9 protein-coding genes and 2 pseudogenes are annotated in these 16,922 nt (G+C 67.0%); 3 read left to right on the top strand and 8 right to left on the bottom strand.

Annotation, left to right across the window (positions count from 1 at the left end):
• The first annotated feature begins 94 nt into the window (after positions 1-94).
• Positions 95-663: pseudogene (locus tag H9L16_RS08565) on the top strand (Dps family protein).
• Positions 664-729: 66 nt separating this feature from the next.
• Here the strand turns inward: H9L16_RS08565 and H9L16_RS08560 are convergent.
• The 7 genes from H9L16_RS08560 to H9L16_RS08530 all read right to left on the bottom strand — a co-directional run bounded on the left by H9L16_RS08560 (position 730) and on the right by H9L16_RS08530 (position 11,392).
• The gene (locus H9L16_RS08560; RefSeq protein ID WP_187551321.1) at positions 730-2,322 is read right to left on the bottom strand and encodes a serine hydrolase; all 1,593 of its coding nucleotides are present in this window, start codon (positions 2,320-2,322) and stop codon (positions 730-732) included.
• Entirely contained in the window at positions 2,319-3,452 is a 1,134-nt protein-coding gene (locus H9L16_RS08555; protein ID WP_187551320.1) for a YkvI family membrane protein, read from the bottom strand. Before H9L16_RS08555 ends, H9L16_RS08560 begins: the two co-directional genes overlap by 4 nt.
• Positions 3,449-4,489, bottom strand: coding sequence for an N-acetyltransferase DgcN family protein (locus H9L16_RS08550; RefSeq protein WP_187551319.1), 1,041 nt, complete (start codon positions 4,487-4,489; stop codon positions 3,449-3,451). The genes H9L16_RS08555 and H9L16_RS08550 overlap by 4 nt, the downstream gene beginning before the upstream one ends.
• A gap of 49 nt (positions 4,490-4,538) precedes the next feature.
• The gene (locus H9L16_RS08545) at positions 4,539-6,887 is read right to left on the bottom strand and encodes a TonB-dependent receptor (protein ID WP_187551318.1); all 2,349 of its coding nucleotides are present in this window, start codon (positions 6,885-6,887) and stop codon (positions 4,539-4,541) included.
• Between the two features lie 296 nt (positions 6,888-7,183).
• Positions 7,184-8,332, bottom strand: coding sequence for a DUF819 family protein (locus H9L16_RS08540; RefSeq protein WP_223158130.1), 1,149 nt, complete (start codon positions 8,330-8,332; stop codon positions 7,184-7,186).
• Positions 8,329-9,342 carry a dipeptide epimerase gene (locus tag H9L16_RS08535; RefSeq protein WP_187551317.1) on the bottom strand — a complete coding sequence of 338 codons (1,014 nt, stop codon included), beginning with the start codon at positions 9,340-9,342 and terminating at the stop codon, positions 8,329-8,331. The genes H9L16_RS08540 and H9L16_RS08535 overlap by 4 nt, the downstream gene beginning before the upstream one ends.
• A gap of 58 nt (positions 9,343-9,400) precedes the next feature.
• Entirely contained in the window at positions 9,401-11,392 is a 1,992-nt protein-coding gene (locus H9L16_RS08530; protein ID WP_187551316.1) for a serine hydrolase domain-containing protein, read from the bottom strand.
• A 212-nt stretch (positions 11,393-11,604) separates the two neighbouring features.
• Between H9L16_RS08530 and H9L16_RS16005 the strand changes: the two are divergent.
• Positions 11,605-12,132: pseudogene (locus H9L16_RS16005) on the top strand (helix-turn-helix domain-containing protein); the annotation flags it as partial.
• 333 nt (positions 12,133-12,465) lie between these two features.
• Positions 12,466-14,283: a DNA helicase RecQ gene (gene recQ, locus H9L16_RS08525; RefSeq protein ID WP_189375927.1), complete on the top strand. Its 1,818-nt coding sequence runs from the start codon at positions 12,466-12,468 to the stop codon at positions 14,281-14,283.
• A 448-nt stretch (positions 14,284-14,731) separates the two neighbouring features.
• Here the strand turns inward: recQ and H9L16_RS08520 are convergent, their stop codons facing one another.
• Positions 14,732-16,900 (bottom strand): TonB-dependent receptor family protein, encoded by a 2,169-nt coding sequence (locus tag H9L16_RS08520; RefSeq protein WP_425507186.1) that lies wholly within the window; start codon positions 16,898-16,900, stop codon positions 14,732-14,734.
• Positions 16,901-16,922: the final 22 nt, after the last annotated feature.

The following is a 16,922-nucleotide window of genomic DNA, read 5'->3' as shown; positions in this document are numbered from 1 at the left end:
CCAACCACGCCTCTACGAAGGATTCGCCATGTCCAAGAAGACCCACAGCCAGAAGGCCGAGAACGCCCCCAAGAGTGCGAAGGCCGCAAAGCCCGTGAAGCTCGCCAAAGCCGAAAAGGCCACCAAACCCGCGAAGGCCGAGAAAATCGCCAAACCCGTTTCCACTGCGCCCCACGCCGATGGCGCGCCGCGCATCGACATCGGCATCACCAAGGCCGACCGCAGCGAAATCGCGGATGGCCTGGCGCGCTTCCTGTCGGATGCCTTCACCCTCTACCTGAAGACCCACAACTTCCACTGGAACGTCACCGGGTCGATGTTCAACGCCCTGCACAACATGTTCGAGGCGCAGTACACCGAGCAATGGAACGCGCTTGACGATGTCGCCGAGCGCATCCGCGCGCTGGGCTTCAACGCCCCGGTTCCTACGCCGAGTTCATCAAGCTGAGTTCGATCCCCGAGGAACCCGGCCTGACCGACACCGCCGACTGGCGCGAGATGGTTCGCCAGCTCGTGGTCGGCAACGAGGCGGTGTGCCGTACCGCGCGCAAGGTGCTGGACATCGCCGATGACGCCGACGACGCACCGACCGAGGATCTGCTCACGCAGCGCCTGCAGACCCACGAAAAGTACGCCTGGATGCTCCGCTCGCTGTTGCAGTAAGCGGAATCTTCGACGTCACCAATGACGCCCCCGTCCGCGGGGCGTTGTCGTTTCAGCGGCGATGACTCACGGTTTGGCCGCCATCGGGGTGAACAGCAGGTCGTGGTAGTCGTAGCTGAAATCGGCAAGCGGCGAGACCGCCTTCATCGTGATCCGCGCCACCTTGCCCTCGGCGTCCAGCGCGAAGGTGGCGTAGGCCGGCTCCAAGGAGGCATCCTCCCAGTCCACCCGGAACGTGTCGTACTGCCAGTGGCGCAAGGTGCCGGCCATGTTCGGCGTATGCGTGAAGTCCATCCGCAGCGCGCCAGCCCGCGTATCGACCACGATCGATCCGTACCAGGCATCGACGTAGCGACCGGCATAACCGCTGAGAGGCAGCGAGGGACGCGAATCCTTGCGCGCCTGCGTACCCACCGCCTCGAGTGCAGCCAGTCCACCGGCGAGTCGCTGCTTGTTCCAGGCATCGAATGCCGCCACCCAGTCGCGCGGCTCCATGCCCAACGCGTGGTCGAGCAGTTCGTAACCCAGGCCGCGCATCACGCCCACGTCTTCGGCATTCATCATCAGCGAGATGCCCAGGTTGCGCTCCGGCACCAGCACCACGAAGGCGAGCACGCCGAACACCGCGCCGCCGTGCTGCACCACTTTCACGCCGCGATAGTCCTGCACATTCCAGCCCAGCGCGTAGTTCGAGAACTGCGGGGTGATGTCGGTGATCGGCGTCGGATACGGCTGGATCGCGATGGGCACCTGCGGCGTCCACATCGCCCGCGCGGACGCCTCGCTCCACACACGCTTGCCCTCAGGCGACGCGCCCAACGCCAGCTGCACCTGCAGCCAGCGTGCGGCGTCATTCGCGCTCCACGACAGTCCGCCGGCTGCGGCACCGACCTGGCCCAGTCCTTCGCGCTCCGGCAGTACCTGTTGCTTGCCCAGCCCGCGCAGGCGCGGATCCAGCCGCGCATGCGGCTGCGCGCGATTGGCGGTGGCGAAGCGATCGGCCTCGTCGCTGACCGCGGTGCGCATGCCCAGCGGCTTGAATATGCGTTCGCGGACGAAGGATTCCCAGGACTGCCCACTCGCCGAAGCCACCACTTCGCCGGCGACGATGTAGAGGATGTTGTCGTACGCGTAGCCGCTGCGGAAGCTGGTGGCGGGCTTGATGTGCCGCAGCGCGCGCACGATGTCGGCGCGGCTGCGCGAGGTGCGCGGGATGAACAGCAGATCGCCGGCACCGAGTCCCAAGCCGCTGCGATGGATCAGCAGGTCGCGCACGGTCATCTCGCGGGTCACCCACGGGTCGTGCATGCGGAAATCGGGCAGGTGGTCGATGACCTTGTCGTCCCAGCCCAACTTGCCTTCATCCACCAGGATCGCCAGCGCCGCGGCGGTTACCGCCTTGCCGGTGGAGCCGGTGGGGAAGATGGTGTCGGCATCCACCGGTTCGCTGCCACCGAACATGCGCACGCCGTAGCCGCGGGCATGCACGACTTTGCCGTCCTGCACGATCGAGATCGCCATGCCCGGCACGTCATGCGTGCGCATCGCTTCGAGCACACGCGCATCGAAGTTCGCGGGGACTTCCGCCAGCACCGCGGCGGGAATGATCAGCAGCAAGGCAAGTGCTGCGGCCTGCGGGAAACGGCGCCAGACAGTCATGGTGAAGCGTCCTCTTGCGTCATGCGGGGATGCGGGCCGACCCGGTGCAGGGTACGCAGGCCCACGGTGAACAACGGCAGCACGAACAAGGCCAGCAAGGTCCAGGCGAGAGCGCGATAGCCATTCGCGATCAGCGCCACCAGGCCGAAGTAGTCGGCGACGAAGATCGAGCCGGTCAACAGCACCGCCGCCAGCGCGAAGCGCGCGGCGTGCGGCATGACCACGCCGCGACGCGCTTCCCACGCAACGGCCACGCGTTCATTCAGCGCATGCACCACGCCCACTCCGCTTTCCAGCAGGGCGACGAAGATCATCGCCTGGAACAGCAGGTGGAACACCGGCATGTCCAGCTTGCGCAGCATGAAATCGGAAGGCAGCGCTTCGTTGCCGATCGTCGGATACCAGGCGGCCATGCAGACGAAGAAGAGCAAGGCCGGCAGCATCGCCAGCGGGCCGGCGATGACCCCTGCGACCACCGCATCGCGCCGGCGCAGGAAATGGCGCGCCACCGGCAGGATCACCACAGCGCCGATCACGTTGTAACTGGCGTAGGTGATGCCGGCCATCGCCCAGCCCTTGGTGTCCTGCACCGTGCCGAAGCGTTCCACCACCTGCCCGCCGAAAGACGACAACGCCAGCACCAGGAACACCGCATACACGGCGTAGAGCAGCACCGACGCCCACTTGAACAACCGTTCCACCGACTGGCTGCCGAAGGCAGTGGTCACGCCGACCGCCAGCATCAGGCCGAGCGTGCCCGCCAGCAGCGGCCAGCCGAACATCGCGTTGGCGACATTGCCCGCTGCCGCGCCGAACACCGCCAGCAGCAACACCATGAACACCATGTACGCGACTTCAAACGCCGGCCATGCCGGGCCAAGCAACAGGCGGAAGAAGCTGCGGTAGTCGTAGGCGCGCGCCGCGTGCGCCAGCGCGAAGGTGGCCGCACACACCGCGCTCCAGATCAGCATCGCCAGCAGCATGCCCATCACGCCGCCGCGCGGGCCGCTGGGCAGGAAGAATTCGGCGAGCTCGCGGCCGGTGGCGTAACCGCCGCCGATCACCACCGCCTTGAAAGCGAGGCCCGGCAACAGGTAGCGCTGGAACCAGCCCGGCGGCTTGGCGTTCATGCCAGGCAGGCGTCGACCAGTCGCTCGAACGCTGCGCCGCCGCGGATCGGATCCGCCACCACGCAACCAAGACGCGCGCTTTCCGATGCCAGCAGCGCGGCCGCGTCGGTGGCGTCGAGGCGCGAGGTGTTGAGGCTCACTCCGCCGCAGCGGATGCCGGGATTGGTGCGTCGGCCCAGCGCCAGTGTCATCTCGATGGCGTCCTCGATGCTGGGCAGCGCATACCCCGGATGCCCCAGCATGCCGCATCGCCCGGGTTGGTGGCAGACCACGATGACATCGGGCTGACTGCCATGCAGCAAGGCCAGCGACACCCCGGCGTAGGCCGGATGGAACAGCGAGCCCTGCCCTTCGATGACGTCCCAGTGCGCCGCATCGGCATCCGGCGACAGCAACTCCGCGGCACCGGCGGCGAAGTCGGCGACCACGGCGTCCAACGGCATGCCGCCACCGGCGATCAGGATCCCGGTCTGGCCAGTGGCGCGGAAATCGGCGTCTAGGCCGCGTGCCTTGAATGCACGCGCGAGTGCGAGTGCGGTGTATTTCTTGCCCAGCGCGCAGTCGGTGCCGACGGTCAGTACACGTTGTCCGCTGCGCTTGCGGCCGCTGCCCACCGGAATGCCCGGCGGTGGCTGGCGGATGTCGACGAGTCGACGACCGAGCCGATCCGCGGCATCGCGAACCGCCGCGATATCGCGCAGGCGCATGTGCATGCCGCTGACGATATCCAGGCCGGCTTCCATCGCCTGCACCAGCGCGGCCTGCCAGGCCTGCGGAATGAAGCCGCCGGCATTGGCCACGCCGATCACCAGCGCGCGTGCGCCGGCCGCGCGCGCTTCGGCGGGGGTCATCGATGGAAGGCCGGTGCTGACCGTCGCGCCATCGATGGCGAACTCGCCCAAGCAGCGTTCCGGTGCCCAGTCGCGCAGGCCGAACGCGGTCTTGGCATAGCCCGGTTCGACGGTGTCGCCCAGGAACAGCAGGTACGGCCCAGGCAAGGCCAGCGCCTGTGCCGGGAATGGACGTGGCTCGGTCATGTCGGCTCGGGCGGCGTGGGCGGAGGGCATGCGCGTCGGGAACGACGAGTCAGAACCGGTAGTCGACCTCGATGCCGAACGTGCGCGGCTGGATCGGTGCGGCCACCAGTTCCTCGGTGACGCCGGTCAACTGGTTTTCGTGCGCGGCGACGGTGCTGTAGGCGCGACGATCGCCGGCATTCTTCAGGAACGCGCGGATCGACCAGTGGTCGTTGGACACACCGGCATACAGGTCGAACGCGCCGTAGCTGTCCAGCTTGAGCGGCGCGGTGACCGTGGTCTGCACCGGGGTCATGGTCGCGCCATCGAGGATGACTTCGCGCTCGGTGGTGCCATTGACGCGGTCGCCGACCCAGCGGTAGCCCCCGCCGATATGCGCTTCCCAGCCGTTGCCGCCCAGCGGAATGAAATAGTCCGCGGTCGCCGAGAAAGAGAGCTTCGGCGTGTACGGCATGCGGTCGCCGCCCAGTCCGCTCAGCAGATTGACGATGTAGGGGTCCGAGGGAACAACGAGGGTCGGGAAGTCCTCGGTCAATTCGGCATCGGTCCAGGCCGCATTGAAGCCAAGTCGAAGATTCGCGGTTGGCTGGAACAGCGAGGAGAACTCGATGCCCTGGCTGGTGGCGGTGCCGCCGTTGACCAGGCCGCTGGCGCCATCGAAGGTCGAGATCACCTGGATGTCTTCCCAGTCGATCCGGAACACCGCCAACTCGACCTGCACGCGGTTGTCGGCGAACAGCGACTTCAGGCCCAACTCGTAGTTGGCCAGCGTGGAGGAATCGACCTGGTCCGGCACGCCCGGCAGCTTCACGTTCGGTCCGCCCGGCTGGTAGCCGGTAGCCACACGCGCATACAGCAGGGTGTCCTTGGACAGCTGGAATTGCGGAGCCAGGCTCCAGGTGAACACGTTCTCCTTCGAGCCATTGGGGCTGCTGCCGATGGGCAACAGCAGGCCCGAGGTCACGTCCTGGCTGAAGGTCTGGTCGTTCTTCGCATAGCGCACGCCGCCGCCCAGCTTGAAGCGCTCGCTGAACTGGTAGGACGCATTGGCGAAGAACGACAGTTCCTTGTAGCGGGTCGGCAAGTTGAGCGTGGCCAGGTCGCCGGCGATCGCCTCGAACGGATCCGGCAGTGCGCTGCCGTCGAGCTGGGTCAACTGGATGTGCTGGCGGTTGTCGCCGCTTTCCTTGCTGTAGAACGCGCCGACCAGCCAGTCGAAGCGCTGGCCCGCCTTGGAGGCCAGGCGGAATTCCTGGGTCAGCTGGGTGAAGTCGAGACGGGTGTCGAAGTACGAGGCACCCGGAAACGGCAGACCCAGGCCGAGGTCGGTGAAGCGACCGTAGTCGACGGTCACGTCCTGACGCACGCGGGTGTCGATCTTCGAGTAGCCGGTGGCCGAGGTGAAATCGCCCCAACCAAGGTCCCAGCTCAGGGTGGCCGCGTAGTAATCGACATCCTTTTGGAACGGCGCGTCCACGTACACCAGATGATCGGACTCGCCATCGAGCGGCGAGTAATCCGCCGGATCCAGCGACACCGTACCGTTGTTGTCGCTGTCGATGCCCTGGCGCATCGCGGTCAGCTTGAGGTTGAACGCATCGCCCTGCCACAGCAGCGCCAGGCGCGCGCTGGTCTGGCTGACCTCGTTGATGTCGTCTTCGCCGGTGATCGAATTGTCGACGTAGCCCGGCTGGTTGTTGCGCGAATAACTCACGCGCATGCCCAGGCGGTCGGCCAGCAGCGGCACGTTCGCGCCGAAGCGCAGGTTGTTGCCGGTGCCGCCGTCCGCCACCGAGGACACACCGCCACCGATGCGGAATTCGCTCTCGACGAGATCGGGGGCCTTGGTCACGTACTTGATCAGGCCGCCCATCGAACCCGCGCCATACAGCGTGCCCTGCGGGCCACGCAGGATTTCCACCCGCTCGATGTCGTAGGGCAGCAGGTCGAGCATGAAGATCGTCGCCGCCTGGTAGATGCCGTTGGAGCCGACCGGGCTGTCGTCGATGTAGGTGCCCACGGTGGCACCGGACGACAGCGGCGCGATGCCGCGCAGGCTGACCCTGGTCTGTCCGGGCGTGCCGTCGGAGGCCACCTGCAAGCCGGGCACGTAGGCGGCGTAATCGGTGAGTTGCGCAGCGCCCAGACTCTGCATCTGCTCCTCGCCGACCACGCTGATCGAGGACGCCACGTTGAGCACATCCTCCGGCCGCTTGTTCGCGGTCACCACCACCGACTGCAACTCGGTGGTCTTCTTCGCGTCGGCGTCCGCATTCGACGCGCTGTCCGCGGCGGCCTCCTGCGCGAACGCAGGCACGGCCGCGAAGGCCAGCACAGCGGCGATGGCGATGGACAGCGGCGTGCGATGCGCCGGGCGGTTGGACGTGGATGCGTGCATGGTGTTCTCCCCGAACAAACTGCGACGTGGTGGCTGCCCGGCCTCTTGGAACCATGTATCGGGCATGCCGGATTGATCCTGATCGGGAATATTGATCCTGATCAGAGAAATGTCAACTTGAATGGAGAATCAACGAAAATTCAGATGTGCCGGTTGATTGGCGCATCCAGCCGCCACAGCAAGCCCGCAACGATCACCGCCAGCCCCGCCAGCAGCAGGAAAAACGCGGCGTGCCCGATCCCGGGAAATCGATGCATCCGGATCGCCCGGGCGATTGCAGGCGGGCGCAGGCCCCGTCAAGGCGCGAGCAGCTCGAAGACTCCGATCCCCACGAAGTTCCCCAGGGCATAGCCAAGCACGCCGGTGGCCACCGCGGGCACCGCCAGCTTCCGCCAGCCGAACAGCACGGCGTAGGCGATCGAGATCGGCGGCCCGCCGATGCAGGCGGTGGACGCGATGATGACCTCGGCGTAATTGAGCTTGCACAGGCGTGCACCCACCAGGATGAAGAGCACGTGCGTGGCGAAGATGATCAACACGTAGCCGAACAGCGCCGGCGCCGCGCCGAGCATCGCGCCGATGTCCGCGCCCGCGCCGAGCAGCGCGAAGAACAGGTACATGAACAGCGTGGCCACCAGCTCCGGCCCCGCGACCGACTTCAGCCAACGGCGCCCCAGCGTGGCGATCGCCACCATCAGCAGCGTGATGTAGAGGATCGCGTAGCTCGAATGCCCCAGCGCGGCGGCGATCGCATTGCCGGCCGCGCAGGCCAGCGACGCCAGCCCCAGCGCCAGCGCGAGGTCGATCACCGTCGGCATGCGTTGCGCCTCGTCGGCCCCGGCTACGGCGTCGACCAGGGCATCCGCGCGCCACGCGAAGCGGCGGGTGAACAGCGCCCACGATGCCGCGGCACCGGCCATCACCAGGTAGGACAGGCCGATCACGTTGTCGATCGCCACGCCCGCCGCCAGCGCCGTGGGATCGCGGAAGCCGATGGCTTCGGCTACCGCGGCGAAGTTGATCGAGCCACCGACGTAGGTCGCGCTGAACACGGCGGCGTACTGTGCGCCGAACGGGCCCAGGTCCAGCAGTTTCGCGCCCAGCCACGCACCCACCACCACGCCCACCGCGCCGAACAAGAACGCGATCAGCGTGCGACCGCCCTCGATGACGATGCTGAAGAGGTCGGCGCGCAGCAGGAACAGCGCGATCGCCAGAGGGACGAGATAGGTCCAGATGAGGCCGTAGGCGGGCGCCGCGGCCGGGATGACATCGAAATGCGCCAGCGCGATCGCGATGGCGATGACGAACATCACCCCGGAAACGCGCCGCCCGACCCTGGTCTTTTCCAGCGATGCGCCGATCACCGCGATCGCGAAGAAGGCCGCGAGCAGCGCGAACGCGTTGTCGGCGGGGATCAGCGTGCTGGAGGGCGACGGGGTCATGCGGCTGCCGCCGGACCCCAGACCTCGTCGCTGCAGCTGACCATGCCGTCGTCGTAACGCACCGACGGCGTGCGGTCGCGCGCGAGGAAGATCGGCCCGTCCAGGTCGACAACGTCGCAACACTGGCCCAGCACGAACGCCGGCGCGGCAGCCAGGCTGGTGCCGCACATGTTGCCGACCATCACCTGCTTGCCGAGTTCGCGTGCGCGCCGCGCGATCATCAGGCCTTCGGTCAGGCCGCCGCACTTGTCCAGCTTGATGTTGATCACGTCGAAATGGTGGTGACGCTGCTCCAGCTCGGCGAGATCGAGGATGCTTTCGTCGGCGGCGATCGGCACCACGTGGTCGATGCCGTCGAGATCGGTCTCGAAGCCGCGTCGGCAGGGCTGTTCCAGCAGCGACACCCGCTGCGCCACCAGCGCCGGCAACAGTCGCTGCAGCGTGTCGGGCACGTAGCCCTGGTTGGCATCCACGCCCAGCCACACCTCCGGTCGCGCGGCGCGCACCGCAGCGATGCGCGCAGCATCGAGGTCGGCATCGCCGGTGAGCTTCAACTTGATCGCACGCGCCTGCGCATACGCGACGGCAGCAGTGGCCATCGCCGACGGCTCATCGGCACCGACAGTGAACGTGGTCAACAACGGACCCACGCCGTCCAGCCCCGCGAGTTTCCACACCGGCACGCCGGCACGCCGCGATTCCAGTTCCCACAGCGCGCAGTCCAGCGCGTTGCGCGCGCCACCCGCCGGCAGCAACGTGCGCGCGTCCTCGCGCGACAGCCCGGCTTCGATCGCCTCGCGATGCGACTCCAGCGTGGCCAGCATGCGCTCCGGCACGTCGTCGAGGTAATAGACGCCGGCGGCTTCGCCGCGACCGTCATGGGTGCCGTCGTCCAGCGTCACCACGGTGGCCGGCATCGCCTCGAACACGTAACCGGAAATGCGGAACGGGTGGGCGAGCGGCAACGGCTCGTTGCGCAGCGAAAGCCGCAGGCGTGGCTGGGACGACATGAGGGACTCCGCGAAAAAAAAGAGGCGACGCCGCATGGCACGGCGTCGCCACCAGGGGTCAGTAGAAGGCGCTGAAGCCCATCAGGTGATGGCGCAGGCCGATCCACAGCAGCGACAGGAAGGCGATGGCCAGCACGATGCTCCACAGCTTGGCCCACCTGGAGCGATGGCTGGCCAGCACGTTCTTCGCATTCCACAGGCCGACCAGCGTACCCACGGGCAGCATCACCAGCGCGAACAGGCGCAGGCCGATGACGGTGCCGTCCATGTCCGGCGTCATCATGTTGAGGTCGGACATCATCGACACCACCAGCCACAGGATCGACAACACCGACGCCAGCACCAGCAGCGCGGCGATGCGGACCGCACGATGGCTGCGCGCATCGCCGCCCGTCAGTGCGTAGCGCACGCCGTAGTGGCGACGCACCAGCGCGGACACCGGCCACGCCAGCACCGTGAGCAGCAACGCGAGCAACGACGCGACCGCCAGCGGCACCAGCAGCGACACCCAGCCCGGCTGCCGCTGGAACACCATGATCGCGGCCAGGCCGTCCACGCTGAAGCGGGTCACCTGGCCGTCGACCACGTCGGCGGCAAGACGATCGCCGCCATCGACATCGCGCCACACGTACGGACTGACTTCGCGCCACTTGCGCGCCGCGCCGCTGAACTTGGTCAGCATCGGCACGCTGATGGTGCCGTCCTCGTTGGCGACGATCTTGACCAACCCGGCCACGTTGAGGATCGACATGAAGTTGGACTGCGCCCGCCGGCTGCTCATGTAGGCACCGGCGACCTGCTGCGCATGCAGCCTGGCGGTGGCAGCATCGACCGTGGACGCGGGCAGCGCGCCCGTCAACGGCAGGTAGCGGTCGGCGAACCCGGTGACCAGCGATGCGCGCACGTTGCGCGCCGCGCCGTCCTTGCCGGCGCTGTTGGTCGACACGTAGATGCCGATGCCATCGTCCAGGAACAGCTGCAGATCGCTGTGGAACCACATGGTGTCGCCGCCATGCGCGATCGCGCGATGGCCGTTCACCGTGGTTTCGTAGAAGCCCAGCATCATCTTGTTGAGCGGGCCGACCGACGCCTGCGCGGTGCTGTGCATCTGCACCGCGGTCGCCTCGGAGAGGATGCGCGCGCCGTTGTATTCGCCCTTCTGCAGGTGCGCGATCATGAAGCGGCCCATGTCCGCGCCACTCGCGGCCAGGCTGCCCGCAGGCGCCATGTTGATCAGCTCGTAGGGCTGCGGCTTGCCGTCGGACGCGGTGATGTACCCCTTCGACATCTGCGCCAGCAGCGCCGGCTGCAGCGGCTGGCTGAAGCTCGAATGCTGCATCCCCAGCGGATCGAAGATGTGCCGCTTGATGTAGGCATCGAACGGCTCGCCCGACACCCGCTGCACGATGTAGCCGGCCACTGCGGTGGCGTAGTTGGAATACGCCGGCGTGCCGCCGGGCGCGAAGATGCGTTCCGGCACCCAGTGCTTGAGTGCGGCGTCGAGCGGCGCGACCGCGTTCGGGTCGGTCGCGATCAGCCAGCGGATCTGCTCTTCCATGCCGGTGGTGTGGGTCATGATGTTGCGCAGGGTCACCGGCTTGCCCTGGTAGTCCGGGATCTTGAAGTCGATGTACGTGTTGACGTCCTTGTCGAGGTCCAGCTTGCCCTGTTCGACCAGCTGCATCACCGCGGTCCAGGTGAACAGCTTGGACACCGATCCGGGGCGGAACAACGTGCCCTGCGGATCCACCGGGGTCTTCGCGGCCAGGTCGGCGTAGCCGTAGCCCTTCTCCAGCAGCACCTGGCCATCCTTCACCACCACCACCACCGAGCCGGCCACGTCGGCCTGTTCCAGCACGTAGGGCACCAGGCCATCGAGCCAGGCCTCAAGGTCGGCGGCGTTGAGCTTGTCGGCCGGCGGGACGGGCGTCGCGGGTGCCGCCACCGGGATCGGCGTGGCCGGGGCCACCGGTGCGGGTGCCTGCGCCAGTGCGGGACCGAGCAGGGCGACCGACAGGATGCCGGTAAGGAGGGTGCGAATGGGGCGCATCGTGCGGGTCTCCGCCCTCTCCCGAGGGCCTGTGGTGGTGGTGTCGCAGAGTCGCGCCGCCATTGCCAAGCAGGCGCGGGGCACGACCGACGATCCTGATTCGGTATTAATGATCCTAATTAGAGAATTGTCAACGGACAAACGACCCATCCGGACCACTCTTCCCCAAGCAGGCCCATGGAGGCGATGATGGTCCCGCGGCGGCATGCCGCATGGCCAAGCGGGCCAAGGAGCCGGAACGGATGACATCGCCCCACCCCACCATCGGCGGCCTGTTGCGCTCGCTGCGCACCCGCAAGGGCTGGACCCTGAAGCAGATGAGCGAGCAGTCGGGCATCCCGCTGTCGACCCTGTCCAAGGTCGAACACGACCGCCTGACACTGAGCTACGACAAGCTGCTGCAACTCAGCCAGCGGTTGCAACTGCGGATGTCGGAACTGTTCGCCGAACAGGACGAGGTCGCACCGGAACCGCCGGTCACCGCGCGCCGCAGCATCGGCCGCATCGAGGACGCGATCCGGGTCAACACCGACAACTACGATTACTACTACCTGTGCCCGGAACTGCGCCGCAAGCGGATGATCCCGGTGCTGACGCGGGTGCGCGCGAAGAGCATCGAGGAGTTCGGCGAACTGGTGCATCACTCGGGCGAGGAGTACATCCACGTGCTCGAAGGCAGCATCCAGGTCCACACCGAGTTCTACGACCCGATCGTGTTGCAGGCCGGAGAATCGGTGTACATCGACTCCAACATGGGCCATGCCTACATCGCCGCGGAGGGCTGCGAGGAAGCCCTGCTGCTCGGCGTGTGCTCGAGTTCCGACGAGCAATTGCTGGAATCGCTGATGACCCTGCACGGCGACGAGGCCGGCAGCACCGTCGCGCCGCCCCCGGCAAAAGCCCCGCGCCACGGCCGGCCGCCAACAAGGCCCACGCCACCCCGCGCAAACGCATCGCCAAGGCCAAGGCCTGAGCCAAACGCCACGTCGCGCGCTGCGGCGTCGATGAACATGCACGCGCGTTTCGGCCGCGATTCGCAGGGCCGCGATCGCCTCGCTTGTTACCCTATGCGCATGTCATCCCCTGCCCTTGCCGAACTCCGCCGCGTCTTCGGCCACGACCGCTTCCGCGGCGAACAGGGCGACATCGTCGAACAGGTGCTCGCCGGTGGTGATGCCCTGGTGCTGATGCCCACCGGCGGCGGCAAGTCGCTGTGCTACCAGTTGCCCGCGCTACTGCGCGAGGGCACGGGGATTGTGGTGTCGCCGCTGATCGCGCTGATGCAGGACCAGGTCGAAGCGCTGCGCCAGCTCGGCGTGCGTGCCGCGTTCCTCAATTCCAGTCTCGATTCGGGCGCTGCCGCGCAGGTTGAACGGCAATTGGTCGACGGCGACCTGGACCTGCTGTACGTCGCACCCGAGCGCTTGCTGACATCGCGCTTCCTGTCGCTGCTGGAACGCAGCCGGATCGCCCTGTTCGCCATCGACGAGGCGCATTGCGTCTCGCAATGGGGCCACGATTTCCGCCCCGAATATCGCCAACTGACCCTGCTCCACGAACGCTGGCCGGAGGTGCCGCGGATCGCGCTGACCGCCACCGCGGATGCGCCGACGCGACGCGAGATCATCGAGCGCCTCGCACTGGAAGACGCACGCCAGTTCATCAGTTCGTTCGATCGCCCGAACATCCGCTACACCGTGGTGGCCAAGGACGACAGCCGTCGCCAGCTGCTCGATTTCCTCGACGACCATCGCTGCGACAGCGGCATCGTCTATTGCCTGTCGCGGCGCAAGGTCGATGCCACCGCCGACATGCTGGCCGAACGCGGCCTGCGCGCCTTGCCGTACCACGCCGGCCTGGACGCGAGCGTCCGCGCCGAACACCAGCGCCGCTTCCTGCGCGAGGACGGCATCGTGATGGTGGCGACGATCGCGTTCGGCATGGGTATCGACAAACCCGACGTGCGTTTCGTCGCGCACATGGATTTGCCGAAATCCCTGGAAGGCTATTACCAGGAAACCGGCCGCGCCGGCCGCGATGGCGACCCCGCCGAAGCATGGCTGGCCTACGGCCTGGGCGATGCGGTGCTGTTGCGGCGGATGATCGGCGATGGCGATGCCAGCGAGGAACGCAAGCGGCTGGAGCACGCGAAGCTCGACGCGCTGATCGGCTATTGCGAATCCACCGCGTGTCGCCGGCAAGCCCTGCTCACCTATTTCGGCGAGGCGCATGCGGGTGCCTGCGGGCATTGCGACAACTGCCAGCAGCCGCCGGCAACCTGGGATGCCACCGAGGCCGCGCGCAAGGCGCTGTCCTGCGCGTATCGCACCGAGCAGCGCTTCGGTGCCGCCCACCTGATCGACGTGCTGCGCGGCGCGGACACCGCCAAGGTGCGCCAGTTCGGCCATCAGTCGCTGAGCACCTACGGGATCGGCGGCGACCTCGACGCCAAACAGTGGCGCGGGGTGTTCCGGCAACTGGTATCCGCCGGCCTGCTGGAGCCCGACATCGAAGGCCATGGCGCACTGCGACTCACCGCCGAGGCCACCCCGCTGCTGCGCGGCGAACGCCGCCTGCAACTGCGCGCGGAAGCGCCGAAGCGCGAATCTCGACGTAACCAGGCCAAGAGCTCTGCGCGCATCGCGCCACCCGCGGTCGAACTGCCCGCCGACGCCAGCGCCCGCTTCATCGCCCTGCGCACCTGGCGCGCCGAAGCCGCACGCGTGCAGAACGTCCCCGCCTACGTGATCTTCCACGACGCCACCCTGCGCAGCATCGCCATCGAATCCCCGGGCGACCTCGATGCATTGGCCGGCATCGGTGGCGTGGGGGCCAGCAAGCTGGAGCGCTATGGGCGCGAGGTGATCGCGGCGCTGGAAGCGGCAAGTTGAGGTTCTGCGATGGTGGGTTGTGATGGGTGAAAGCGGGCTGCCTGCGAACCATCGGTTCGCGCCCGCTTGAACGCCGCGCACGCAAGCGCTGGGCTGGCAATCCAGCCTGTGATGCATGGCGGCGGATGGTGGTGGACGCAGTCCAGGGCTAACCCTTCTCTGCCCCTTTTCCCCATTTCAGGGAAATTTTCAGCGAATCCTGGGTTCGCTTCGTCGCCGAAGCCGGAATAGGACAGGATTTACAGGCTCATCCATCCTGAGCTAGCGAATCGCCACTTCGCATAACAGGGAATCGATCAGGGAAAGAAATCTGTTCCCGGCGATTCCGCTCATTCGCTCGTCGGGCGCTGGAAGCCCTTGGCGCCTGACGGCTATCTCTCCGCGATGACGGGACAAGTACCGAGCCCTAGTGGGTGGATCAGCCAACAACACGCCCGGAGCCGTGGCATCACGGTGAAGGTGGGGCATCCCAAGTCCAGCGCACACCGATCTGGATCCCGCGGCCGGCGCCGGGCTCGTAATACCGACGGTTCCCCTCGTTAACGATCACCGAGCCGATGTGCGCGCGGTCGAGCAGGTTTTCAATGCGTACGAACGTATCCACTCGCTGGTTAGCGAGGCGACTACGCCAACCAGCCGCAAGATTGGCGAGTGCGTAGCCGGGCGCGCGTTCATCGCCCTGGTCGTTGACCGAGACCTCGCCCACGGCGCTTCCCTCGATCGTGGCCCACCATGCCCCGCTCCGCCACTGGGCAGAGGCCTGCAACTGTTGGCGTGCAACCCCGGGAATCCGCGTTCCGGCGGCAACGAGCACGCCCGGCTGTTGGCAACCCGCTGCCGCGCAGATCGGGAACGCCGTGCGGAAGCGTGCGTCCAAGCCGGTGTACGTGCCCTGCAACGTCCACCGCTGCGAGACTGGCACATCCAACATGAGTTCGACACCAGCACGCCGTGATGCGCCCACGTTGCGGTACGTGCTGCGTCCCCCGACATTGCTTGCGACCGCCACTTCGTCGCTGGTATCGGTCCGGAACAACGCGGCCTCGATGCGCGCCCCACTGGCGTGCCGCCACTTGCCACCCACTTCGAGGTTGTGGCTGACGGCCGGCCGCAGATCGAGGGCCAGGCCGGCCCCGCCATCGGCGCGATAGCCGAGCTCGTTGAAGGTCGGGGTTTCAAACCCGCGCCCGGCCGACAGGTAAAGACGCAGGTTCTCGCCGGGTGCGTAGACCAGCCCGGCTACCGGCGTGGTTTGCGAGTAGCGAACGCGCCCGCTGTCGTCAGGATTGGCAGCGGTGACGTACTGGTCGGATGCCTGGAAACGAACCGTGCTGTGGCGAGCGCCCAGCAGGATCGACCACTTGGATGCGACATGCCACCAGGCCTGGGCGTACTGGTCCACGGCCAGTACCTGGCCACGTTCATCGCGGCGCAGCGCACCCCGCACGCCGAGGGTAGCGCCATCGAAATTCTCAAACCCGCGTCGATGTTGCCGCTGCCGCTCGACGCTAATGCCAAGGGTCATTTCGGCAGCTCTGCCGGCCAAGGTGCCCTGCCAAGACCAGCGCGCGTCCATCCCGGAGAAGCGGTCGGCCAGCGCAATCACGCCGCCCGCACTCAGCGGGTTCGCTTGGGCGGCGACCGGGACCGCCAGCACCTGCTCCACTTGGCGTTCGCCTGCCGATGTCGTCGTGCGCAGCGTCCCGGGACCTAGTGCCAGCGTATGCAGCACCCCCATTTGCTGGTGCATCACCGATTTGCGGGTGTTGAACGCGTGGGCGGCAGCGGTCGCCTGCGTCGGGTCCTCGCTGACCTGCGCGCGGGTCAGGCCCAACGGGTCGAGCGCATTAGGGGCATCCAGTCTGCTGGCCACGACGTCCAGGGTACCGCCGGCACCCAAGTCGAACCCGACCTTGCCGTGCAGTTGGGTGCGCCGCGCCGCGCTGTGGTCACGGTAGCCCTGTGTCTCGAAGCCCTGCACCGCGATGTTGTAGCCGTTGCTGCCCGTAGTGCCCCGCAGGCGCGCGCCAAGCGCATGGTAGTCATCCCGGCCAATACTGGATTGGACCAGCAGCTCCGGCTCCGGGGTCGGCTCAGCGCTGCGCCACTGCACCACGCCCCCTGACGAGTTGCCATGCAGCGCCGAGAATGGGCCGCGCAGCACTTCGATGCTGCCACCACCCAGCAAGCTGAAATGCGACACCTGGCCCTGCCCGTCCGGCATCGTCGCGGGGATGCCGTCGGCATACAAGCGAATGCCGCGCACGCCGAACGTGGCTCGCGCGCCGAAGCCTCGGATCGACAACTGCATGTCCTGCGCGAAGTTCTGGCGGTCCCGCGCGCTCACCCCGGCGACCCGACCAAGCTGCTTTGGGAGCCCCAAGTTGAATCCGCTCCGTCCTTCGATCTCGACGGTGGTGATCGAAGCAGGCACCTCGAAGGCCGGCACCCGATCCAGGCGTGCGGTGACAACCACAGCATCCAGCGTCTTCGCCTGATCACCTAGCTCGGCTCTGTCTTGTCCCGACGCCGTCGCGGTACACGCAAGGAGTGACGGGACCAAGCCGCAAAGCAAAGCACAGCGAGAGTTTCTCGCGCCATTGGTACGGGGCTTCACTGGAAGCACATCGTCTCAGTCT

It is taken from the genome of Thermomonas carbonis (assembly GCF_014396975.1).
GTDB lineage: Bacteria > Pseudomonadota > Gammaproteobacteria > Xanthomonadales > Xanthomonadaceae > Thermomonas > Thermomonas carbonis.
This window is presented reverse-complemented; position numbering and strand designations above follow the sequence as displayed.